The sequence below is a fragment of the Gordonia sp. VNK21 genome (assembly GCF_046098115.1).
In the GTDB taxonomy this organism is placed as follows: domain Bacteria; phylum Actinomycetota; class Actinomycetes; order Mycobacteriales; family Mycobacteriaceae; genus Gordonia.
The window spans coordinates 22682-43234 of record NZ_JBJURU010000006.1; the positions used below are offsets into that span (position 1 = coordinate 22682).

Consider the following 20553-nt stretch of genomic DNA (forward strand, 5'->3'; position numbering starts at 1 on the left):
ACTAGGCTCCCTTCTTCTTCTGCTGACGCGAGCGGTTACGGCCGCCGGCCTCGCCCACGCTGGCCACCACCACGGTGATGTGGCTGGTGCGCTTGCGAATCCGGAAAGCACGACCCTGCGCACGCGGCTGGAACCGCTTGAGGGTCGGGCCCTCGTTGGCGAAGGCCTCGCTCACGACCAGGGTCCGGCGATCGAGGCCCTGGTTGTTCTCGGCGTTGGCCGCGGCGCTCGCAAGCACCTTGGCGACAGGCTCACTGGCGGCCTGCGGGGCGAACCGCAGGATGTCGAGCGCCTCGTCGACGCTCTTGCCCTTGATCAGGTCCAGGACGCGACGCGCCTTCATCGGCGTGACGCGAACGAACCGCGCGGTGGCGCGTGCCGTCTGCACGTCGTTCTCAGTCTTGGTAGTCATGATTACCGGCGCTTCGCTTTCCGGTCATCCTTGATGTGACCCTTGAAGGTACGGGTGGGTGCGAACTCGCCCAGCTTGTGGCCGACCATGGACTCGGACACGAACACCGGGACGTGCTTCCGGCCGTCGTGGACGGCGAAAGTGTGACCGATGAAGTCCGGGATGATGGTCGAACGCCGGGACCAGGTCTTGATGACCTGCTTGGTGCCCTTTTCGTTCTGCGCGTCCACCTTCTTCAGGAGGTGGTCGTCGACGAACGGGCCCTTCTTCAGGCTGCGTGGCATTTTCTTACCTCCTCCTTGTTATCGCTTGTTCTTGCCGGTACGACGGCGGCGGACGATGAGCTGATCGCTCGGCTTGTTCGGCTTGCGGGTGCGGCCCTCGGGCTTGCCCCACGGGCTGACCGGGTGGCGGCCACCGGAGGTCTTGCCCTCACCACCGCCGTGCGGGTGGTCCACCGGGTTCATGACCACACCGCGGACGGTCGGGCGCTTGCCCTTCCACCGCATGCGGCCGGCCTTGCCCCAGTTGATGTTGGCCTGCTCGGCGTTGCCCACCTCGCCGACGGTGGCGCGGCAGCGCACGTCGACACGGCGGATCTCACCCGACGGCATGCGCAGGGAGGCGTAGGTGCCCTCCTTGCCCAGCAGCTGGATCGAGGCGCCGGCGCTGCGGGCCAGCTTGGCCCCGCCGCCCGGACGCAGCTCCACGTTGTGGATCTGGGTACCGGTCGGGATGTTGCGCAGCGGCAGGTTGTTGCCCGCCTTGATGTCGGCGTTCGCACCCGACTCGACGACGTCGCCCTGCTTCAGGCCCTTGGGGGCGATGATGTAGCGCTTCTCGCCGTCGACGTAGTGCAGCAGCGCGATCCGCGCGGTGCGGTTGGGGTCGTACTCGATGTGAGCGACCTTGGCGTTGATGCCGTCCTTGTCGTTGCGACGGAAGTCGATGACGCGGTAGGCGCGCTTGTGGCCGCCACCCTTGTGACGGGTGGTGATACGACCGTGGGCGTTACGCCCACCCTTGCCGTGGAGCGGGCGCACCAGCGACTTCTCGGGGTGGTTACGGGTCACCTCGGAGAAGTCGGCACCCGACGAGCCGCGGCGGCCCGGGGTAGTCGGCTTGTACTTACGAATAGCCATGAGTCTCTAGTCCCTCTTCTTTCGAAGCCCCGGTCAGCTGACCGAGCCTCCGAAGATCTCGATGGGCTTGCTGCCTTCGGCCAGGGTCACGATGGCACGCTTGGTGCTCTTGCGCTGTCCGTAGCCGTAGCGGGTGCGCTTGCGCTTGCCCTGCCGGTTGGCGGTGTTGACGCTGGCGACCTTCACATCGAAGATCTGCTCGATGGCGATCTTGATCTGGGTCTTGTTCGAGTCCGGGTGCACCAGGAAGGTGTACACGTCGTCTTCGATCAGCCCGTAGGACTTCTCCGAGATCACCGGCGCCAGGATGATGTCGCGCGGGTCAGCGATGGTAGCCATCCTCACGCCTCCTTCACGGTCTTGGTGTTCGCCTCGATGAAGGCGTTCAGCGAAGCGACGCTGAAGACCACCTCATCGGAGTCGATGACGTCGTAGGTGTTGAGCTGATCCGGAGTGATCGCGTGCACGTTCTGCAGGTTCGCGACGCTCTTGCGAGCCGCCTCGTCCTCACGGTTCAGGACCACCAGGAACTTCCGGCGGGCGCTGAGCGCCTCGAGGAAGGTCCGGGCCGCCTTGGTGGACGGGGTCTGTCCGGCGACCAGCTCGGTCACCACGTGGATCCGCTCGTTACGCGCCCGGTCGGAGAGGGCACCGCGCAGCGCGGCGGCCTTCATCTTCTTGTTGACCTTCTGCGTGTAGTCGCGCGGCTGCGGACCGTGAACGGTGCCACCGCCGACGAACTGCGGAGCGCGGGTCGAACCCTGACGCGCCCGGCCGGTGCCCTTCTGGCGGTACGGCTTGGCGCCGCCGCCGCGGACCTCGCCGCGGGTCTTGGTCGAGTGCGTGCCCTGACGGCCGGCCGCCTGCTGGGCGATGACCACCTGGTGCATGAGCGCGATGTTCGCGGTCTGGTCGAACAGCTCGGCCGGCAGGTCCACGGTGCCGGCGGTGCTGCCGTCGGCGTTGCGGACGTCCAGCGTCAGCTTGGTTGCGGTTTCGGTGCTCACTTGTCGCCACCCTTCACTGCGTCGCGGATCACCACGATGCCGCCCTTGCGGCCGGGGATCGCGCCCTTGATCAGCAGGAGACCGGCCTCGGCGTCCACCTTGTGGACGGTGAGGTTCTGCGTGGTCACCTTGTCGTTGCCCATACGGCCTGCCATACGCATGCCCTTGAACACACGGCCCGGGGTGGCGCAGCCACCGATCGAGCCCGGCGCACGGTGCACGCGGTGCGCACCGTGGCTGGCGCCCAGGCCGGCGAAGCCGTGACGCTTCATGACGCCGGCGAAGCCCTTGCCCTTGGAGGTGCCCGTCACGTCCACCTTGACACCGTCGGTGAAGATGTCGGCGCTGAGCTCCTGGCCCACCTCGAACTCGGCGGTGTCGGCCACCCGGATCTCGGCGAGGTGCCGGCGCGGGGTGACGCCCGCCTTGGCGAACTGGCCGGTGACCGGCTTGTTCACCTTGCGGGGATCGATGGCACCGTAGGCGAGCTGCACGGCGGTGTAGCCGTCACGCTCGGCGGTGCGCAGCTGAGTCACGACGTTGGAGCCGGTCGCGATGACCGTCACCGGGACCACCCGGTTGTTCTCGTCGAAGACCTGGGTCATGCCGAGCTTGGTGCCCAGCAGGCCCTTGGTTGCAGTCTGATTGCTCATTATCTCTTCGCCCCCGTCACTGGATGTTGACGTCGACGCTGGCCGGCAGGTCGATGCGCATGAGCGCGTCGACGGTCTTCGGCGTCGGGTCGAGGATGTCGATGAGTCGCTTGTGAGTGCGCATCTCGAAGTGTTCGCGGCTGTCCTTGTACTTGTGCGGCGAACGGATGACGCAGTACACGTTCTTTTCGGTGGGCAACGGCACCGGGCCGACCACGCGCGCACCCGTACGGGTGACGGTCTCCACGATCTTGCGCGCCGAAGCGTCGATCGCCTCGTGGTCGTAGGCCTTGAGCCTGATGCGGATCTTTTGTCCCGCCACGCTGTGTCCTCTTCGTCTCTGGGTCTCTCGACGAGCAGAACACCGCGTGGACCAACACTCGCGCAGCAGGGCGCGAGCGGCAACGTGAGCCACATGACCACGCCTGACAAGGCGGTGATCGACGCTGTTCTTTTCGTCGTTGTACGCTGCCGGATCCCACGATCCGGCGCCGGCTTCCGCCGGCAGCTTCCCCGGTACCCGCGGTCGGGCGTGTCGTGACCGTGGCTCCGCCAGAGGCGGGCACGCGTTACACGCCCGGATCCGCGTCTGCGGTCCGGTGGAGTTCATCGCCTCATCAGAGGCAACCTGACCAGTATGCAGTACGGCCGGACTCAGGACAAATCGAGGCCGGTCCGACGCCCCCGAGCGCGGAGACTGCCGCGTTCGGCGCGACCGTGGCGCGTTCCCGAGACCGGCTGATCGGTCTCGGGAACCTCCGGCGGTCTCGGGAACCGCCTGTGGGCGCCGATGACGCCCCCTAGGGTAGGCCGCATGGGAAAGCTCGGGGACATCCGCGGCCAGCTGACCGACACCGCCGGCGCCATCAGATGCCTGCACCGAGAGGGGCTGATCGACGTCCGGGATCCGGGGCGCTTCGTCGACCTGGCCAAAGGCAACAAGACCGTGGGACCGCCGGCGACCGTCCTCAAGCACAATGCGCACGACGTTCCCGACGCCCCCGGCTTCACCGACGAACACGGCACCCTGACCTGGCGTGACCTCGACGAGCAGGCCAACGCCCTGGCCAACACGCTGCTGACCGCAGGCCTGCAGCCCGGTGACACCGTCGGCCTGATGGCACGCGACTCGCGGGCGGTGCCGCTGGCGCTGGCCGGGACAGGCCGGGCCGGACTGCGGCTCGCGCTGATGAACACCGGCACCGGCCGCGCACAGTTCACCGAGGTGGCCGCCAGGGAGAAGCTCGACGCGCTGCTCTACGACGAGGAGTTCGCCGAGGTCACCGCCGACCTGCCGGCAGATCTGCCGCGCATCCTCACCTGGCACGAGCCGGATGCGCTCGTCCCCGACGGTGTCCTCACCCTCGACGAGGCCGTCGCCTCCGGCAGCCGGGTGCCGCCGCCGGAGCCGGAGAAGTGGGGCGGGATGGTGATCCTCACCAGCGGCACCACCGGACTGCCCAAGGGCGCCAACCGCGCCAAGTTCTCCCCGTTCGCCTCGGTGCTGCTGCTCGACCGCATCGGCTTCCCGCGCGACGGCTCGATGGTGATCGTCTCCCCGCTGTTCCACTCGACCGGCTTCGCCCTGTGGTCGGTGAGCACCGCGCTGCACAACGAGACGGTGGTGATGCGCCGCTTCGACGCCGAAGCCACCCTCGCCGCGCTCGCCGCACACCGCTCGGCCGGGCTCGTCGCGGTGCCGACCATGCTGCACCGGATGATCGAGCTCGGTCCGGAGATCATCGGCAAATACGACCTGAGCGCGCTGACGACCGTGGTGGTCGCCGGCTCGTCGCTCTCCCCCACCCTGTGCGAACGCTTCCAGGACGCCTTCGGGGAGGTCCTCTACAACCTGTACGGGTCCACCGAGGTGGGCGTGGTGGCCATCGCCACCCCCGCCGAACTGCGCGCCCGGCCCGGCACCATCGGCCGGCCGCCCACCACCAGCCACCTGGCGCTGTTCGACGACGACGGCCGCCGCGTGAGCAGTCCGAACGTCAAGGCCCGGCTCTTCGCCCGCACCCTGGCCCCGTTCCAGGGCTACACCGACGGCCGGACCAAGGCCGAGATCGACGGCTACATGTCCACCGGCGACATGGCCTACGTCGACGAGGACGGTCTGTGGTTCATCGCCGGCCGCGACGACGACATGATCGTCTCCGGCGGCGAGAACCTCTACCCCCTGGAGGTGGAGAACCACCTCGCCACCCATCCCACGGTCGCCGACGTGGCGGTGATCGGCGTGGACGACGACGAGTACGGCACCCGGCTGCGGGCCTTCATCGTCGCCGCCGAGGGCGCCGAACCCGACGCCGACGAGCTGCGCGCCTACGTCAAGGCGCATCTGGCCCGCTACAAGGTCCCGCGCGATGTGGTGATCGTCGACGACCTGCCGCGCAACCCGACCGGCAAGCTCGTCCGCCGCCTCCTCCCCACCGGCCCCTCGACGAGTAGCCGGGTCTTTCGAGGGGACCTCGGCGCGGGACCTCGATACGCCGGGCACCAATCCTCTATGTACGAGCCGGGGCGGGCCACGGATCCTTGCTGGTTGAGTAGCGGCCGAGGAGCCTGCGACGAGGACGCGTATCGAAACCCGCCTCTAGGGTCAGCGCGGCATGCGGACCGGCTCGGGCTCGGTGTGCACCGGGTGCCCGGGCAGCATCATGCGGATGAGCGCGCCGCCCTCCGGCGACTGCTCGGCCACCACGCTGCCGCCCATACGCACCACCACCTGCCGCACGATGGCCAGCCCCAGCCCGGAACCGGGCATCGAGCGCGTGGTGTCGGCGCGGTAGAAGCGCTCGAAGACCAGTTCCCGGTCCTCCGGCGGGATCCCCGGGCCGCTGTCGGTGACCGACAGCTCCGCCCATTCCGGGCCGACCTGCCGGAGTAGCACCCGCACCGTACGGCCCGGCGGCGACCACTTGGCCGCATTGTCGAGCACGTTGAGCACTGCCCGGGAGATACCGCTCTGCTCGGCGAAGACGAACCAGGGCGAGGAGTTCACCACGAAGTCGACGTCCTGACGCCGGCGCCGCACGCGGGCCAGCGCGCCGTCGATCACCTCCTCGAGGTCCACCTCTTCGAAGACCACGTCCTGGGCGTCCTCGCGGGCCAGATCCACCAGGTCGCCGACCAGGGTCGAGAGCTCCTCGATCTGCGCCATCACATCCGAGCGCAGCTCCACCATGTCGGTGGCCGGCACCGGCGGGGCGCCCGGCTCGGAGGCGGCGATCAGCAGTTCGAGGTTGGTGCGCAACGAGGTGAGCGGCGTCTTCAACTCGTGGCCGGCGTCGGCCACCAGACGCACCTGCCGGGCGCGTGACTCGGCGAGCGCGGCCAGCATGGAGTTGAAGGCCTCGGTGAGCCGGGCGATCTCGTCCTTGCCGGTCACCGGCAGCGGTGTCAGATCCTGGGTGCGCGCCACCCGTTCGGCGTGCGCGGTGAGCCGGGACACCGGTCTCAGACCGCCCCGGGCGACGAGCGTGCCGGCCAGCGCCGCGAACGCCACCCCGATTCCCGCGGCGATCAGCAGCACGGTGGCCAGCCGGCGGAGCATCGCCTCGATGTGGTCGAGGTTCTGCGCCAGGATCACCGACCGCCCGTCGGGCAGTGCCCGGGCCAGCACCCGGTAGTGGCCCACCGTGCGCAGACTCTGCTTGTGCTCGCCCTTGAGCGAGGCCAGCATCACCTGGCGCTCCGGGATGCCGAACGGGACGTCGCCGGCGCCGATGGCCTGACCGCTCGAGTCGACCAGCGCCACGCTGATCGTGTTGTAGAAGACGGTGCCCGAGAGCAGGCCGCGCGGATCGTTGAGCCCACCGGCCTTGGCGAGCACCGTGATGCCGTCGGCGCGGGCGGTGAGCTGGTCGTCGGCATCGGCGTAGAGCGCCCGATGCACGAAGATGTAGGTGGCCGCGGCCATCAGCGACGCCGACAGCAGCACCACGGCCGCGGCCAGCAACGCCACCCGGGTGCGCAGCGACACCGAACGGGTCAGCGGATTGGGATCCCGGAGCGGTTTGAGTTCGGGGTAGACGGCCTTCACGGGTGCGGCATCACGGGGCGGTCTCGCGCAGCACGTAGCCCACGCCGCGCACGGTGTGGATCAGGCGGGATTCGCCGTCGGCCTCGGTCTTGCGGCGCAGATAGCCGATGTACACCTCGAGGGCGTTGCCCGAGGTGGGGAAGTCGTAACCCCACACCTCCTCGAGGATGCGGCTGCGGGTGAGCACCCGCTTCGGGTTGGCCATCAGCATCTCCAGCAGCGAGAACTCGGTGCGGGTGAGGCTGATCTGGCGCTCGCCGCGGGTCACCTCCCGGGTCACCGGATCGAGGGTGAGGTCCTCGAAGGTCATCGCCTCCGAGTCCTCCTCGTCGGGAGCGGTGCGCCGGGACAGCGCCCGCAGCCGGGCCAGCAGTTCTTCCATCGCGAACGGCTTGGGCAGATAGTCGTCGGCGCCGGCGTCGAGGCCGGCGACCCGCTCCGACACCGAGTCGCGGGCGGTGAGCACCAGGATCGGCAGATCGTCGCCGGCCGAACGCAGCCGACGGCACACCTCGAGACCGTCCAGCCGCGGCATCATCACATCGAGCACCATCAGGTCGGGCCGGTCGGCGACCACCTTCTCCAGTGCTTCGAGCCCGTCGCCCGCCGTCTCCACGGTGTACCCGTTGAAGGTCAGGGAGCGGCGCAGCGACTCCCGGACCGCCCGGTCGTCGTCCACTACGAGAATGCGCATGTCTACAGTCTTATCCACCCGGGCTGAGAGTGGTCTGAGGATGCCGCACGTGTCGCAGCCCCGCCACCGGTGCGAATACTGCCGGAGCGGGGCCGGCGGGCACGGGATCAGCGGGCGCGGAGGCCGGCGCGCCGGGCCGCGTCGAGGTGTTCGGTGGCGTAGCTCAGGGCCGTACGGCCCACTCAACCACCGATCAGGGTCCGCGGCGCTTGTTCTCGGTGGTCGAGTGCCCGGCGAGGCGCTAGCCGAGGCGGGCGTATCGAGACCCCGCCCCGGGAGAGGCGCGGCGTCAGCCGGACACCGGTTCGAGGCGGGCGAGCCGCCAGTGTCCGCCGGAGCGCTGCAGGGTGGCCCACCGGCTCACCGGCAGCCGGTCGGTCGCCGGATCGCCGGCCACCGACACCGACTGGTCGACGAAGACCAGCACCCGCGCCCGGTTCTCGTCGAGCCGGCCGACGGCCACGTCGAGCACCCTCGCCGACATGCTCACCTTCGATTCCACGGCGCCGGAGAACACCACGTCCGGGCCGCGACCGGCGTAGTCGGCGGCCAGCGCACCGGTGAGCAGCTCGCGCACCTGCGCGCGGCGCGCCGCGTCGTCGCCGGGGCCGAAGGTCATCAGCTCGGTGACCGCGTGGGCGGCCGCGGTTCCGGCGGCGGTGCGCTCGGCGTCGTCGTCGGAGCCGGCCCGCACGGCCACCACGGTCGCGGCCACCGCGACGGCCAGCACCAGCACCGTCAGCACCCCGGAGAGCAGAACCCATCGTCGATCGGCCGGCAGCAGCCGGTGCCACCAGCCCGTCACGACACCGGCTCCGTCGCACCGACCAGCCACGTCCCGTCGTGACGGACCATGGTCACCCGCAAGGCCACCCGGTTGGCCGCCGCCTCCGCCCCGATCAGCTCCGGTGCGCTCGCCTGCGCCACCAGCACCACGTCCACCCGATCCCCCGCATCTGCGGCGACGCCGGCGGACAGCACCTGCCCGGTGGCCGGCCGCCCGAGTCGGGCGACCGCCTCCCGCAGCGCGGGCGTCGCCTTCTCGAGCCGCTCGTGCTGCTGTCCGGTGGTCACCGCCAGCGCCGCACGCAGATACTCGTCCGGCCGGGCGGGGTCGGCGTCGAGCATGGTGGTCACGGCGCTGATCGCGGCCTCCCGCGCCGCCGCGTGCCGTTCCAGCCGGTCAGTGTCACGGTGGCGCAGCACCACATCGGTGACGGTGATCGCCAGCAGGACGACGGTCACCAGGGTTGCGGCGAGCAGCGCCAGCCGCACCCCGGCCCGTCGGCGGCGCGCCCGCACCCGCAGCTCGTCGGCGGCCGCGATCCGGGCCAGCCGTTCGGTGCGCCGGGCCTCCGCATACTTCTGACGGGCCGTGCGCAATCGCACGGTCTCCGCGGGCCGGTGGTCGATGTGGTTCACTGCAGCTCGTCCATCCCGGTCAGCACCCAGCGCCCGTCGCTGCGGGCGAAGTCGGCGTTCACCGATTTGATCGACTCCGTACTCTGCCCGCTCTCCGGGATCACCAGCACCCGCACCACGATCACGGCGGTGCCGCTGTCCGCCTGTTCGTCGACGACGCCGACGGCCAGCGGCTGCCAGCGCACCGCGCTCACCCCTGCCGGCACCGGAGCGCCGAGGGCCTCGGCCATCGACGTCTGCAGCGGACCGCCCACCAGGGTGCGGGCCCGGGCGCGATCGGCCTGCCAGCTGCCTGCGTCGGCGGAGAACACCTCGGAGATCACGATCCCGGCCTGTGCGCGCAGCTCGTCGCCGGTGTCGATCCGCTCGGCCACCGGAGCCCGCCACAGCTGCACCAGGATCAGGGCGGCGAGACCGGCGGCCACCAGCAGTCCGGCCGCGGCGAGCCGGACCGCAGCACCGGCCGGCGTCATGGGCGCTTCGAGCCGGCCGAGCACGCGGCTGCGGACACTCATTCGACGAATCCCACGCCGGAGAGTTTGAGGACCCCGTCGTCGGGGGTGACCACCACCCGCAGCCGCAGCTGCTGGGTGCCGGCGGCATCGGCGGAGACCCCGGTGCCGCCCACCTTGAGCGAGGCGACGATCAGCACCACCGAGTCCGGGTCGCCGCGCCGGGCCAGCGTCGCCGCGTCGATCCGCACCTCGCCGCGGCTGCCGGCCTTCTCGATGTATTGGGTGTAGGCCTCCGCCGACTGGGCGAAGCTGTCGTGGAACCCCCCGGTGGCACCGGCGAGGATCTGCCGCGCGCGATCCGCGTCGCCGGCGTCGGCGGTCAGCAGCAGCCTGGTGCGGTCGCGGGCGGCGTCGACGATCTGCCGGTCGGTGAACTCGGGGGTGCGCACCACCGCCTGCCATACCGCGACTGCGGCCAGCACCAGGGCCACGGTCAGCGCGGCGGTGAGCACCAGCCGGAGCCGGCGATCCCCGCGCGGGCGCAGTCCGGCCTCGGCCTCGGCCACCGCGAGCTCGTCACGGGCGGCGGCGGCATCGGCGCGCGCACGGCGCCAGGCCTGCAGGCCGGTGCTGGATCGGGACACGCGTCACACCCTAGTGGCTCGCCCCGGCCCTCCGGCCGGCTACTGACCGATGCGGGCGCTGTAGTCGGCGCGCGCCGCGGGGTCGTAGTCGAGGAACATGGTGTCGATCCCGGTCCGCCGGCGCATACCCGCCTTGAGTCGTTGCGGCAGTGCCGGATTGACGTTCACCCAGCCCATCGCGCGCGGAGCCGCCACCCGGACGCGGGGACGCACGATGGTGCCGACGATCTGCGCGGAGATCTCCTGCGGCGGCACCGACTGCACCATGGCGTTGGTGGTCAGACCGTCGATCAGCCCGGTGCGGGTGAAGGTGGGCATCACGGTGGAGACCCGCACACCCCGGCCGGACAGTTCTGCGTCGACGGCCTCGGAGAATTCGATGACCCCGGCCTTGGCGCCGTTGTAGACCGTCAGCCCCGGGGTGGGCAGCCGGCCCGCCACGGAGGCGACGTTGACGATCTGCCCGTGCCCGCGGGCCACCATCCGGCGGGCCGCCTCCTGGGTGCCGAGCATCACCCCCATCAGGTCGATCTCGAGGGTGCGGCGGATCAGCGTCTCGTCGTAGTCGAGGAACGAACCGACCGGCATGATCCCGGCGTTGTTGATCAGCACGTCCACCGGGCCGACGCGCTGCTCCACCTCGTCGAGGAAGCGGCGCACCGATGCCGGGTCGGTGACGTCGAGTTCGATGCCCTCCACCCCGAGGTCGGCGGCCGCCTTGCCCACCGCCTCGGCGTCGATGTCGCCGATCGCCACCCGCGCCCCCGCGCCGAGCAGGTCGGTGGCCGTCTGGAATCCGATACCGCGGGCGGCGCCGGTGATGGCCACCACCTTGCCGTTCAGGGCGGCACGCCGGCGCGCCAGCCGGTTCTGCGCGCGCCGGTCGAACACGGCCGGGATCGGCAACTGCATGAAAGCTCCTGGGAGACGGGTGATCGGGGGTTCGGCCGGTCGGATCAGTGGATCATCGGCGCGAGGAATTCGGCGGCCAGCGCCCGGGCGCCGGCCGGAGTGTGCACCGACTCGTCGGAGCTGGGCACCTCGAGATATGAGATCACCAGGCGCACATGGATCTCCACGGCCCGGCGCAGAGCGTGATCGGGCATCTGCGCACCGGCCTCCCGCAGGGTGCCGGCCACCCGCTCGGTCACCATGTCGATGAACAGGCTGCTCAGTGAGGCGGTGAGCCCGCGGATCTCGGAGTCCTCGAGCACCATCCGGCGCAGCAGCGGGTCTTCGTTGATCATGGTCGCGCCGCGTGTGAAGGCCTCCACGACGGCGTCGGCCGGCGCCAGCCCCTCGGTGGCCCGCTCGAGGTCGGCCATGCCGCGTTCGAAGGTGTCGTTGGCCAGCGCCAGAAGCAGATTGTCCTTACTCGGGAAGCGCCGGTACAGGGTGGACCGGCTCACGCCCGCGGTGGTGGCGATCGCATCCATGTTGGCCTGACGGACCCCGGCCTCGGTGAATTCGGCGGCGGCGGCACGCAGGATGGCGGCCTCCTGTTCGCGGGGCGGGGCGGTGACCCGTGCCTTGCGCGCCATCAGCGGCGCACCAGTGCGACGGGCAGCTTGTCCTTGGGTACCGGCAGGGCGCTGTAGTCCATCGGGATCTGGTATCCGGAGGGCACCGACCACTCGTAGTCGCGCAGCAGATTGTGCATGATCGTCTTGATCTCCATCTGTCCAAAGTACAAGCCGATGCACTTGTGCACGCCCCCGCCGAACGGCATCCACGCCATCCGGTGCCCCTTGTCCTCGGCGCGTTCGGGTGAGAATCGCTCCGGATCGAAGGTGTCCGGGTCGGTGAAGTACTTCGGGTCGCGATGGTTGGAGATCTGCGGGATCACCACCATGGTGTCCTTCGGGATGAAGTGGCCCAGGACCTGCGTGTCCTTGATCGCCATCCGGGGCTGCGCCGGCACCGGCGGGCACAGCCGCAGCGACTCGCGCATGACCAGATCGAGCACGTCCATCTCGGCGAGGTCGTCGTAGGCCAGCACCTCCGGCCGCTCCAGCGCCTGTGCGCGGGCCCGGTCCTGCCATTGCGGGTGCTCGGCCATCCGGTAGGCCATCTGCGTCATCGTCATGGTCGACGTGTCGTGGGCCGCCATCAGCACGAAGATCATGTGATTGACCACGTCCTCGTCGGTGAACCGGTGACCGTCGTCGCTCTGCGCATGACAGAGCACCGAGAACAGGTCGGGCGTCTCAGCGGCGCGCTTGGCGGCGATGTTGGCGTAGAAGAACTCTTCGAGGACCTTGCGCGAGCGCAGTCCCTTCCACCAGCGCCCGCCGGGCACCGGTTTGCGGACGAAGGCGACGCCGGCGCGCACCGTCTCGATGAACGCCTTGTTGAGCCGGTCGGCCTCGTCCTGCGGCAGTTCCAGTCCGAGGAAGATCTCCAGGGCCACGTCGAGCGTGAGCTGCTTGAATTCGCTGAACAGTTTCACCCGGCCGGTGGGCAGCGCCGCCACCCGATCCCGGATGAGCGGTTCCATCTCGCCGAAGTAACCGGCCAGCTTCTTGGGGGTGAATGCGGCCTGCATGATGTGCCGGTGATGGCGGTGCTCGTCGAAGTCGAGCAGCATGACGCCGCGGTTGAAGAACGGGCCGATGAAGTAGCTCCACGCGGGGGCGTTGGCGAAGGCCTTGTCCTTGTTCATGAGGATCTCGGCGGCGGCCTCGGCCCCGAAGGCGTTGACCAGCTGGACGCCGAGCGCATTCATGGCGAACAGGTCGCCGTACTGTGCGCGCCGCTTCGTCGCGAAGGCGAACGGATCGCGGCGCATGCTGAGCACTTCCAGGACCCCGTTGCGCTCGCTGACCGGCACCGGAAACAGTTCGCTGCCGTCAGCGGGCTGGGCGAGCAGTGGCGTGGCCATGAGATCCTCCCTCGGACGTCGGCGGCATCGGACTGTGATGTGCCTCATTCCATTGGAACAGATTTCACGCTGTGTTTCTAGTTTTCGGGGTGTGCGGGAGCGTCGTCGGTCCGGCCGGAGCGGTCCCGCTCCCGGTTACGCCGCGGAGAGGAGGGCGTGGCAACGGCGCAGCCGGTCCTCCCACCACTGCTTCCGTTCGGGCGAGGCGAGCGGAAGGTCGTCGTCGGGTTCGACCCGGCGCGGCACCAGCACACCGTCGCGCATCTCGAACGACGGCGCCACATCCTGCTCGAAGAGGGCCCCGGTGCCCAGCCCGCAGGCGTGGTTCAGGGTGGGCAGCGCGGCCGCGGCGGCCAGGCCCGCCGAGATGCCGATCGCCGAGTCGAGCGCACTGGAGATCACCACGTCGAGGTTCAGCCGCGCCCGCATCGCCAGCGTGGCCCGGATACCGCCGAGCGGGGCCACCTTGAGGACCGCGATGTCGGCGGCCTCGGCGCGGGCCACCTTGAGCGGATCGTCGGACCGGCGGATCGATTCGTCGGCGGCGATCGGCACGCTCACCGACTTGCGGACCACCGCCAGCTCCTTGACGCTGGCGCACGGCTGCTCCACGTACTCCACCTCGCCGATCGCCTCGATCGCGTCGATCGCCGTGGGCACATCCCAGGCGCCGTTGGCGTCGATCCGCACCGTCGGCACCAGTTCGCGCGCGGCGGCCACCCGCTGGACGTCGTCGTCGAGACTCTGCCCGGGTTCGGCGACCTTCACCTTGGCGGTGGTGGCGCCCGGATAGCGGGCGAGCACCGCGGCCACCTGGTCGGCCGGCACCGCCGGCACCGTGGCATTGACCGGAATCTGCTCACGGACCGCCGGCAGCGGCCCCTGCCAGGCCGCTTCGATGCCCGCCGCCAGCCACGGCGCCGATTCGGCGTCGTCGTATTCGGTGAACGGGCCGAACTCGCCCCAGCCCTTGGGGCCGCGGAAGATCATGGTCTCGCGCACGGTGATGCCGCGGAAGCGTGTCCGCATGGGCAGCGCCACCACCTCGGCGGTCGCCAGGATCTCGTCGACCGGGGGCACGGTCGGTTTGCTGGCGCGCAAGGTGAACGTGGGCACCTCGCCCTTCTTGTTGACGCCGAGACCGAAGACGTTGGTACCGCCGGGCTGATAGACCATGCCGCCAGCGTAGGGGATGCCTCAGGCGCCCGGCGCGGCCGCGTTCAGATGTCCCAGTGCGTGCTCGGCGAACTCGCGCGGCCGGTCGCGGTGCACGCTGTGCCCGGTCTCGATGGTGGTGAACCCGGCCGCCGGGATCGCCTCGGCCAGGGCCGAAAGGTGCCGTGACGGCAGGAAGCTGGCCGCACCGCCGGAGATCACCAGCGCGGAGGCACTGATCTGCGACAGCTCGTCCCACCACTGGGTATCGATCGCCTGGAACTGGCTCCCCACCTGGTCGGGCAGTGCCCGGTCGAAGGCCAGGAAGGGGCGGGGGTTCGCGGCCAGCGCTCGCAGCCCGCGGATCCGCTCCCCCAGGCTCGCGGTGGGCACGATCGATTCGGCGAGGTCGTCGTCGTTGCGCGGCATGGGCGGCGGTTCCTCGACCACCAGCCGCTGCACCCGATCGCCCTCGGTCATCGCCACCCGGAGCGCGGTGTGCGCCCCCAGCGAGTGACCGACCAGATCGAAGCGGTCCAGGCCGAGCTCGTCGGCCACCACCCGCAGATCGTCGGCGAACTCGCCGAGCCGGTAACTCTCGGCGTGCCCGCTGCGGCCGTGGCCGCGCAGGTCGACGGCGACCACCGGGCGGCCGGCCGAGCGCAGGTCGCGGGTGAAGCGTCGCCAGGCGGTGTGGTCGCCGCCCATGCCGTGCACCAGCACCACCGGCCGCTGAGCCGTGTCGCCGAGCGGCCCGGCGACGGCCACGGCCAGGTCGGGGTGCCGGCGGTCCGGCCGGGAGATCACGCGCATGCCGACCATGCTAACCAACCATGCCGCCGGCCTCCGGGCGCCGTCCCCACGATCGCACCGCGCGGTGTCCGGCCGTCATCCGAGGGTGCTCGCCCGCTCGCGAAGCACCCGCACCAGCAACTCCAGGCAGCCGACGGGGTTCTCCTGCAGATCGTGCCAGCTGAACGTCAGCGGCAGCCAGCCGGCGGCGATCAGCTGGTTCCGCTTGCGGATGTCGCTGCGGAAACGCCGGTGATCGCGGTGAAAGGCCCACCCGTCGATCTCCACCGCCACCTTCAGCTCCGGCCAGGCGAAGTCGATCCGCCAGCGGCCGAACGGCAGCTGCTGAACCCAGCCGGTGATCCGATCGCCGCGCAGCAGACCGGCGAAGGTGCGCTCGGCGTCGGATTCGGTATCGCCGTCGAGGGCGGCGACGAGCCGCCGGGCTCCCGCGAGTCCCGCGGCTCCGGCATTGCGCTCGAGGGTCGCGCGCAGCTGCGCAAGAGTCACCGCCCCCTGCTGCAGCGCCCGATCGAGGACGCGGGAGGCATCGTCGAGCAGGACCAGGGAACCGAGCAGGCTCCACGCCGGCGCGGTCACCTCCAGTCCGCGCACCCGGCATCGGTCCTGGCTCGGTATGCGCCGCCGCAGCGCCCGGACCTCGCAACCCGGCCAGCGATCCGTGCGTACCGGACCGGTCACAGCGATGGTCAGCGGCGCCGGCAGAGTCTCGATCAGACCGTGCCACCAGCAGGCGGTGAGCCGGTCGGGGATGCCGCAATGAGCGGCGGCGACCGCCCGGACCAGTGCCGCTTCGGTGAATTCGTGGCCGGCGCTGCGGTAGACGCCCCGCGCCACGGGTATCCACTCTCCGCGGCCCACCCGCCCGCGGATCCGGTCGCGGCTCAGACCGTGCCCGGCCGCCTGCCGCGCCGTGACGATGCCGTCCTGCGCGGCCAGCAGCCGCGCGATCTCCCCCGTGTCTCCCATACGGACTTGGACGCATGGGGCCGGTGCGCGGTTCCCCGACACTCCGGGAACGGCCCGCCGTCGGGGCCGATCCGGTAGCGTTCGCGGGCCTGAGGGCGACTTCCGCTACCGGATCCGCGCGCGTGCGCCGCGGTGGGCGGGAGAGGCCCGGAACCGGCGCGGGATGCGCAGAGCGCCCGCCCCGATGTCTCGGGAGCGGGCGCTCTGGGAGTCTCCTTCGGTCCCCGCGAGGGAACCGACGGATCAGATCATGCGATCAACCGATCACTTGATGATCTTGGTGACGCGGCCGGCACCGACGGTGCGGCCACCTTCGCGGATGGCGAAGCGCAGGCCCTCGTCCATGGCGACCGGCTGGATCAGCTTGACGCTCATCTCGGTGTTGTCGCCCGGCATGACCATCTCGGTGCCCTCGGGGAGGGTCACGACGCCGGTCACGTCCGTGGTACGGAAGTAGAACTGCGGACGGTAGTTGTTGAAGAACGGGGTGTGGCGACCGCCCTCGTCCTTCGACAGGATGTACGCCTGGCCCTCGAACTCGGTGTGCGGGGTGGTGGTGCCCGGCTCCACGACGACCTGGCCGCGCTCGACGTCCTCACGCTTCAGGCCGCGCAGCAGCAGACCCGCGTTGTCGCCGGCCTGAGCCGAATCGAGCAGCTTGTGGAACATCTCGATACCGGTGACGGTGGTCTTGGTGCTCTTCTCGCGGATACCGACGATCTCGACCTCGGCGTTCACGTTGATCTCGCCGCGCTCCACACGACCGGTGACCACGGTGCCGCGGCCGGTGATGGTGAAGACGTCCTCGACGGGCATCAGGAACGGCTTGTCGGTCTCGCGGACCGGATCCGGGATCGACTCGTCCACAGCAGTCATCAGGTCCTCGACGGACTTGACCCACTTCTCGTCGCCCTCGAGCGCCTTCAGCGCCGAGATCGGGATGACCGGGGCGTCCTCGTCGAACTCCTGGGCGGCCAGCAGTTCGCGGACCTCCATCTCGACGAGCTCCATGATCTCCTCGTCGTCCACCATGTCGGCCTTGTTCAGGGCGACCAGGATGTACGGCACGCCGACCTGACGCGCGAGCAGCACGTGCTCACGGGTCTGCGGCATCGGGCCGTCGGTGGCGGCCACGACCAGGATCGCGCCGTCCATCTGGGCGGCACCGGTGATCATGTTCTTGATGTAGTCGGCGTGACCCGGGGCGTCGACGTGAGCGTAGTGACGCTTGTCGGTCTGGTACTCGACGTGGGAGATGTTGATCGTGATACCACGAGCCTTCTCCTCCGGCGCCTTGTCGATCTGGTCGAAAGCGAAGCTCTCGTTCAGATCCGGGTACTTGTCGGCCAGCACCTTGGTGATGGCGGCCGTGGTGGTGGTCTTGCCGTGGTCGACGTGACCGATGGTGCCGATGTTCACGTGCGGCTTGGTCCGCTCGAACTTCGCCTTCGCCACTTGTGTCCTCCTGGACTTATCGTCTGCCGGGTGGTTCCCAGCAGATGGGGTTTACAGTTCCGGTCGCCGACTTCACACCGTTGACCGGGGGTATTCGTTTGTGCGCCGTAGCGCGGTCGCCGAGCCGGCGGGCGACTACTCGCCCGTCGCCTTCGCGATGATCTCCTTCGAGACGTTCGCCGGAACTTCAGCGTACGAATCGAAAACCATGGAGTAGTTCGCCCGGCCCTGAGTCTTCGACCGAAGGTCTCCGATGTAGCCGAACATCTCCGACAGCGGAACCTGAGCCTTGACGACTCGCGCACCGCTGCGCTCCTCCATGGCCTGGATCTGGCCACGGCGGGAGTTCAGGTCGCCGATGACATCGCCCATGTAGTCCTCGGGAGTCGTGACCTCGACGGCCATGATCGGCTCCAGAATGACGGGCTGAGCCATCTTCGCAGCCTCCTTGAGGGCCTGCGAACCGGCGATCTTGAAGGCCATCTCCGAGGAGTCGACGTCGTGGTACTGACCGTCGAGCAGGGTGACCTTCACGTTGACCAGCGGGTAGCCGGCCAGCACACCGTACTGCATCGCATCCTGGGCGCCGGCATCCACGGACGGGATGTACTCGCGCGGGACACGACCGCCGGTGACGGCGTTGTCGAACTCGTAGGTGGCGCCGTCCTCGGCGTCGACCAGCGGCTCGAGCTTGATGATGACCTTGGCGAACTGACCCGAGCCACCCGTCTGCTTCTTGTGGGTGAACTCGTGCTTGTCGACGGTCTTGCGGATCGTCTCGCGGTAGGCCACCTGCGGCTTGCCCACGTTGGCCTCGACCTTGAACTCGCGCTTCATGCGGTCGACCAGGATGTCGAGGTGCAGCTCGCCCATACCGCCGATGACGGTCTGGCCGGCCTCTTCGTCGAGTTCGACCGAGAAGGTCGGGTCCTCTTCGGCGAGCTTCTGGATCGCGATGCCCAGCTTCTCCTGGTCGGACTTGGTCTTCGGCTCGATGGAAACCTTGATGACCGGGTCCGGGAAGGTCATCGACTCGAGCACGATCGGGGCGTCCGAGGCGCACAGGGTGTCACCGGTGGTGGTGTCCTTCAGGCCGATCATCGCGTAGATGTGGCCGGCCACCGCCTCGTCGACCGGGTTCTCCTTGTTGGCGTGCATCTGGAAGAGCTTGCCGATGCGCTCCTTCTTGCCCTTGGTGGCGTTGAGCACCTGGGTGCCCGGCTCCACCTGGCCGGAGTAGACGCGCACAAAGGTGAGCTTGCCGAAGAACGGGTGCGCCGCGATCTTGAAGGCCAGCGCCGAGAACGGCTCGTCCTTGCTCGGCTTGCGGGTGAGCTCTTCTTCCTCGTTGCCCAGGGCGTGGCCGTGCACCTCGCCGATGTCCAGCGGGTCCGGCAGGTAGTCGATGACCGCGTCGAGCAGGGGCTGAACGCCCTTGTTCTTGAACGCGGTACCGCACAGCACCGGGTACAGCTCGGAGTTCACCGTCAGCTTGCGGATGGCGCCCTTGATCTCGTCGACCGTCAGTTCCTCGCCGGAGAAGTACTTCTCCATGAGTTCCTCGTCGGACTCGGCGACGGTCTCGAGCAGCTTCTCGCGGTACTCGGCGGCCTTGTCGGCCAGATCCGCCGGGATCTCCTCGATGGTCGGCTCGGCGCCGATCTCGACGGTGCCCCGCCAGGTGATGGCCTTCATCTCGATCAGGTCGACGACGCCGTCGAAGGCATCCTCGGCACCGATCGGCAGCTGCAGCACCAGCGGCTTCGCGCCGAGGCGGTCGATGATGGTCTGCACGGTGAAGTAGAAGTCCGCGCCCATCTTGTCCATCTTGTTGACGAAGCAGATGCGCGGCACGTCGTACTTGGCGGCCTGACGCCAGACCTGCTCCGACTGGGGCTCGACGCCCTCCTTGCCGTCGAAGACGGCGACGGCGCCGTCGAGCACGCGGAGCGAACGCTCCACCTCGACGGTGAAGTCGACGTGGCCCGGGGTGTCGATGATGTTGATCTGGTTCTTGTTCCAGAAACAGGTGACGGCGGCCGAGGTGATGGTGATACCCCGCTCCTTCTCCTGCTCCATCCAGTCGGTGGTCGACGCACCGTCGTGGGTCTCACCGATCTTGTAGTTGACACCCGTGTAGTACAGGATGCGCTCGGTGGTGGTGGTCTTACCGGCATCGATGTGCGCCATGATGCCGATGTTGCGGACCTTCTTCAGGTCGGTCAGCACTTCTTGTGCCATGTCGTTCCCTTCGGGAAGTCGTGAGGGCTTGGGCCTGTCGTTACTGTTCGGCGAAGCGCTGCGCGGGGCCTGGGCCCCGCGCAGCGGAGATCACCAGCGGTAGTGGGCGAAGGCGCGGTTGGCCTCGGCCATCTTGTGGGTGTCCTCACGACGCTTGACCGCGGCACCGAGACCGTTGGAGGCGTCCAGCAGCTCGTTGGCCAGACGCTCGACCATGGTCTTCTCGCGACGCTGCCGGCTGAAGGTGACCAGCCAGCGCAGGGCGAGGGTGTTGGCGCGGCCGGGCTTGACCTCGACGGGCACCTGGTAGGTGGCGCCACCGACGCGACGGCTCTTCACCTCGAGGGTGGGCTTGACGTTGTCGAGCGCACGCTTGAGGGTGATCACCGGATCGGTGCCGGTCTTCTCACGGGTCTGCTCGAGGGCCTGGTAGACGATGCGCTCGGCGGTGGACTTCTTGCCGTCCAGCAGGATCTTGTTCACCAGCTGGGTGACCAGAGTGGAACCGTAGACCGGATCCTGGACGAGGGGGCGCTTGGGAGCGGGTCCTTTACGTGGCATG

General features: G+C 69.3%; 22 protein-coding genes and 1 pseudogene. 1 reads left to right on the top strand and 22 read right to left on the bottom strand.

Features of this window, described 5'->3' with window-relative positions; genetic code table 11:
* Nucleotide 1: 1 nt before the first annotated feature.
* From rplV to rpsJ, 7 genes are read right to left on the bottom strand one after another with little or no spacing between them, the layout of a single operon-like run.
* Nucleotides 2-412, bottom strand: a complete 411-nt coding sequence (rplV, locus tag ACJMNC_RS07945; RefSeq protein WP_408947408.1) for a 50S ribosomal protein L22 — start codon at nucleotides 410-412, stop codon at nucleotides 2-4.
* A 2-nt stretch (nucleotides 413-414) separates the two neighbouring features.
* A complete protein-coding gene (rpsS, locus tag ACJMNC_RS07950; protein WP_006899370.1) occupies nucleotides 415-696 on the bottom strand; it encodes a 30S ribosomal protein S19 in 282 nt (93 codons plus the stop codon).
* Nucleotides 697-714: 18 nt separating this feature from the next.
* Nucleotides 715-1554 carry a 50S ribosomal protein L2 gene (rplB, locus tag ACJMNC_RS07955; RefSeq protein WP_408947409.1) on the bottom strand — a complete coding sequence of 280 codons (840 nt, stop codon included), beginning with the start codon at nucleotides 1552-1554 and terminating at the stop codon, nucleotides 715-717.
* A 33-nt stretch (nucleotides 1555-1587) separates the two neighbouring features.
* Nucleotides 1588-1893 (bottom strand): 50S ribosomal protein L23, encoded by a 306-nt coding sequence (gene rplW, locus ACJMNC_RS07960; protein ID WP_408947410.1) that lies wholly within the window; start codon nucleotides 1891-1893, stop codon nucleotides 1588-1590.
* A gap of 2 nt (nucleotides 1894-1895) precedes the next feature.
* Nucleotides 1896-2561, bottom strand: a complete 666-nt coding sequence (gene rplD / locus ACJMNC_RS07965; RefSeq protein WP_408947411.1) for a 50S ribosomal protein L4 — start codon at nucleotides 2559-2561, stop codon at nucleotides 1896-1898.
* Nucleotides 2558-3214, bottom strand: a complete 657-nt coding sequence (gene rplC, locus ACJMNC_RS07970; protein ID WP_408947412.1) for a 50S ribosomal protein L3 — start codon at nucleotides 3212-3214, stop codon at nucleotides 2558-2560. The genes rplD and rplC overlap by 4 nt, the downstream gene beginning before the upstream one ends.
* A gap of 16 nt (nucleotides 3215-3230) precedes the next feature.
* The gene (rpsJ, locus tag ACJMNC_RS07975; protein ID WP_003938093.1) at nucleotides 3231-3536 is read right to left on the bottom strand and encodes a 30S ribosomal protein S10; all 306 of its coding nucleotides are present in this window, start codon (nucleotides 3534-3536) and stop codon (nucleotides 3231-3233) included.
* Between the two features lie 492 nt (nucleotides 3537-4028).
* Between rpsJ and ACJMNC_RS07980 the strand changes: the two are divergent.
* Nucleotides 4029-5657: pseudogene (locus tag ACJMNC_RS07980) on the top strand (AMP-binding protein); the annotation flags it as partial.
* A gap of 162 nt (nucleotides 5658-5819) precedes the next feature.
* Here ACJMNC_RS07980 and ACJMNC_RS07985 read toward each other — a convergent pair.
* The 15 genes from ACJMNC_RS07985 to rpsG form a co-directional block, all read right to left on the bottom strand.
* On the bottom strand, nucleotides 5820-7262 hold the full coding sequence (locus tag ACJMNC_RS07985) for an ATP-binding protein (RefSeq protein ID WP_408947413.1): 1443 nt from the start codon (nucleotides 7260-7262) through the stop codon (nucleotides 5820-5822).
* 10 nt (nucleotides 7263-7272) lie between these two features.
* On the bottom strand, nucleotides 7273-7956 hold the full coding sequence (locus ACJMNC_RS07990) for a response regulator transcription factor (protein ID WP_408947414.1): 684 nt from the start codon (nucleotides 7954-7956) through the stop codon (nucleotides 7273-7275).
* 289 nt (nucleotides 7957-8245) lie between these two features.
* On the bottom strand, nucleotides 8246-8761 hold the full coding sequence (locus ACJMNC_RS07995; protein ID WP_408947415.1) for a hypothetical protein: 516 nt from the start codon (nucleotides 8759-8761) through the stop codon (nucleotides 8246-8248).
* Entirely contained in the window at nucleotides 8758-9378 is a 621-nt protein-coding gene (locus ACJMNC_RS08000; RefSeq protein WP_408947416.1) for a hypothetical protein, read from the bottom strand. Before ACJMNC_RS08000 ends, ACJMNC_RS07995 begins: the two co-directional genes overlap by 4 nt.
* Complete coding sequence (locus tag ACJMNC_RS08005; protein WP_408947417.1) at nucleotides 9375-9893, bottom strand: hypothetical protein; 519 nt, start codon at nucleotides 9891-9893, stop codon at nucleotides 9375-9377. The genes ACJMNC_RS08000 and ACJMNC_RS08005 overlap by 4 nt, the downstream gene beginning before the upstream one ends.
* On the bottom strand, nucleotides 9890-10477 hold the full coding sequence (locus tag ACJMNC_RS08010; RefSeq protein WP_408947418.1) for a hypothetical protein: 588 nt from the start codon (nucleotides 10475-10477) through the stop codon (nucleotides 9890-9892). Before ACJMNC_RS08010 ends, ACJMNC_RS08005 begins: the two co-directional genes overlap by 4 nt.
* Nucleotides 10478-10516: 39 nt before the next feature.
* Nucleotides 10517-11389, bottom strand: a complete 873-nt coding sequence (locus ACJMNC_RS08015; RefSeq protein WP_408947419.1) for an SDR family oxidoreductase — start codon at nucleotides 11387-11389, stop codon at nucleotides 10517-10519.
* A 44-nt stretch (nucleotides 11390-11433) separates the two neighbouring features.
* The gene (locus ACJMNC_RS08020; protein WP_408947420.1) at nucleotides 11434-12018 is read right to left on the bottom strand and encodes a TetR/AcrR family transcriptional regulator; all 585 of its coding nucleotides are present in this window, start codon (nucleotides 12016-12018) and stop codon (nucleotides 11434-11436) included.
* A complete protein-coding gene (locus ACJMNC_RS08025) occupies nucleotides 12018-13358 on the bottom strand; it encodes a cytochrome P450 (RefSeq protein WP_408947421.1) in 1341 nt (446 codons plus the stop codon). The genes ACJMNC_RS08020 and ACJMNC_RS08025 overlap by 1 nt, the downstream gene beginning before the upstream one ends.
* A 135-nt stretch (nucleotides 13359-13493) precedes the next feature.
* Nucleotides 13494-14534 carry an o-succinylbenzoate synthase gene (locus tag ACJMNC_RS08030; RefSeq protein WP_408947422.1) on the bottom strand — a complete coding sequence of 347 codons (1041 nt, stop codon included), beginning with the start codon at nucleotides 14532-14534 and terminating at the stop codon, nucleotides 13494-13496.
* A 21-nt stretch (nucleotides 14535-14555) separates the two neighbouring features.
* A complete protein-coding gene (locus tag ACJMNC_RS08035) occupies nucleotides 14556-15326 on the bottom strand; it encodes an alpha/beta fold hydrolase (protein ID WP_408947423.1) in 771 nt (256 codons plus the stop codon).
* Nucleotides 15327-15401: 75 nt separating this feature from the next.
* Nucleotides 15402-16295 (bottom strand): type IV toxin-antitoxin system AbiEi family antitoxin domain-containing protein, encoded by an 894-nt coding sequence (locus tag ACJMNC_RS08040; RefSeq protein ID WP_408947424.1) that lies wholly within the window; start codon nucleotides 16293-16295, stop codon nucleotides 15402-15404.
* A 264-nt stretch (nucleotides 16296-16559) separates the two neighbouring features.
* Complete coding sequence (tuf, locus tag ACJMNC_RS08045; RefSeq protein WP_408947425.1) at nucleotides 16560-17750, bottom strand: elongation factor Tu; 1191 nt, start codon at nucleotides 17748-17750, stop codon at nucleotides 16560-16562.
* Between the two features lie 135 nt (nucleotides 17751-17885).
* Nucleotides 17886-19991: an elongation factor G gene (gene fusA / locus ACJMNC_RS08050; RefSeq protein WP_408947426.1), complete on the bottom strand. Its 2106-nt coding sequence runs from the start codon at nucleotides 19989-19991 to the stop codon at nucleotides 17886-17888.
* A gap of 90 nt (nucleotides 19992-20081) precedes the next feature.
* The gene (gene rpsG / locus ACJMNC_RS08055) at nucleotides 20082-20552 is read right to left on the bottom strand and encodes a 30S ribosomal protein S7 (protein ID WP_408947427.1); all 471 of its coding nucleotides are present in this window, start codon (nucleotides 20550-20552) and stop codon (nucleotides 20082-20084) included.
* Nucleotide 20553: the final 1 nt, after the last annotated feature.

What these genes read in the sequence shown, in the direction of transcription:
- rplV (WP_408947408.1), bottom strand. Translation starts at nt 412, where the DNA reads ATGACTACCAAGACTGAGAACGACGTGCAGACGGCACGCGCCACCGCG.
- rpsG (WP_408947427.1), bottom strand. Translation starts at nt 20,552, where the DNA reads ATGCCACGTAAAGGACCCGCTCCCAAGCGCCCCCTCGTCCAGGATCCG.
- ACJMNC_RS08030 (WP_408947422.1), bottom strand. Translation starts at nt 14,534, where the DNA reads ATGGTCTATCAGCCCGGCGGTACCAACGTCTTCGGTCTCGGCGTCAAC.
- ACJMNC_RS07990 (WP_408947414.1), bottom strand. Translation starts at nt 7,956, where the DNA reads ATGCGCATTCTCGTAGTGGACGACGACCGGGCGGTCCGGGAGTCGCTG.
- rpsS (WP_006899370.1), bottom strand. Translation starts at nt 696, where the DNA reads ATGCCACGCAGCCTGAAGAAGGGCCCGTTCGTCGACGACCACCTCCTG.
- fusA (WP_408947426.1), bottom strand. Translation starts at nt 19,991, where the DNA reads ATGGCACAAGAAGTGCTGACCGACCTGAAGAAGGTCCGCAACATCGGC.
- rplB (WP_408947409.1), bottom strand. Translation starts at nt 1,554, where the DNA reads ATGGCTATTCGTAAGTACAAGCCGACTACCCCGGGCCGCCGCGGCTCG.
- rplC (WP_408947412.1), bottom strand. Translation starts at nt 3,214, where the DNA reads ATGAGCAATCAGACTGCAACCAAGGGCCTGCTGGGCACCAAGCTCGGC.
- ACJMNC_RS08040 (WP_408947424.1), bottom strand. Translation starts at nt 16,295, where the DNA reads ATGGGAGACACGGGGGAGATCGCGCGGCTGCTGGCCGCGCAGGACGGC.
- ACJMNC_RS08035 (WP_408947423.1), bottom strand. Translation starts at nt 15,326, where the DNA reads ATGCGCGTGATCTCCCGGCCGGACCGCCGGCACCCCGACCTGGCCGTG.
- ACJMNC_RS08025 (WP_408947421.1), bottom strand. Translation starts at nt 13,358, where the DNA reads ATGGCCACGCCACTGCTCGCCCAGCCCGCTGACGGCAGCGAACTGTTT.
- ACJMNC_RS08020 (WP_408947420.1), bottom strand. Translation starts at nt 12,018, where the DNA reads ATGGCGCGCAAGGCACGGGTCACCGCCCCGCCCCGCGAACAGGAGGCC.
- ACJMNC_RS08015 (WP_408947419.1), bottom strand. Translation starts at nt 11,389, where the DNA reads ATGCAGTTGCCGATCCCGGCCGTGTTCGACCGGCGCGCGCAGAACCGG.
- ACJMNC_RS08005 (WP_408947417.1), bottom strand. Translation starts at nt 9,893, where the DNA reads ATGAGTGTCCGCAGCCGCGTGCTCGGCCGGCTCGAAGCGCCCATGACG.
- rplW (WP_408947410.1), bottom strand. Translation starts at nt 1,893, where the DNA reads ATGGCTACCATCGCTGACCCGCGCGACATCATCCTGGCGCCGGTGATC.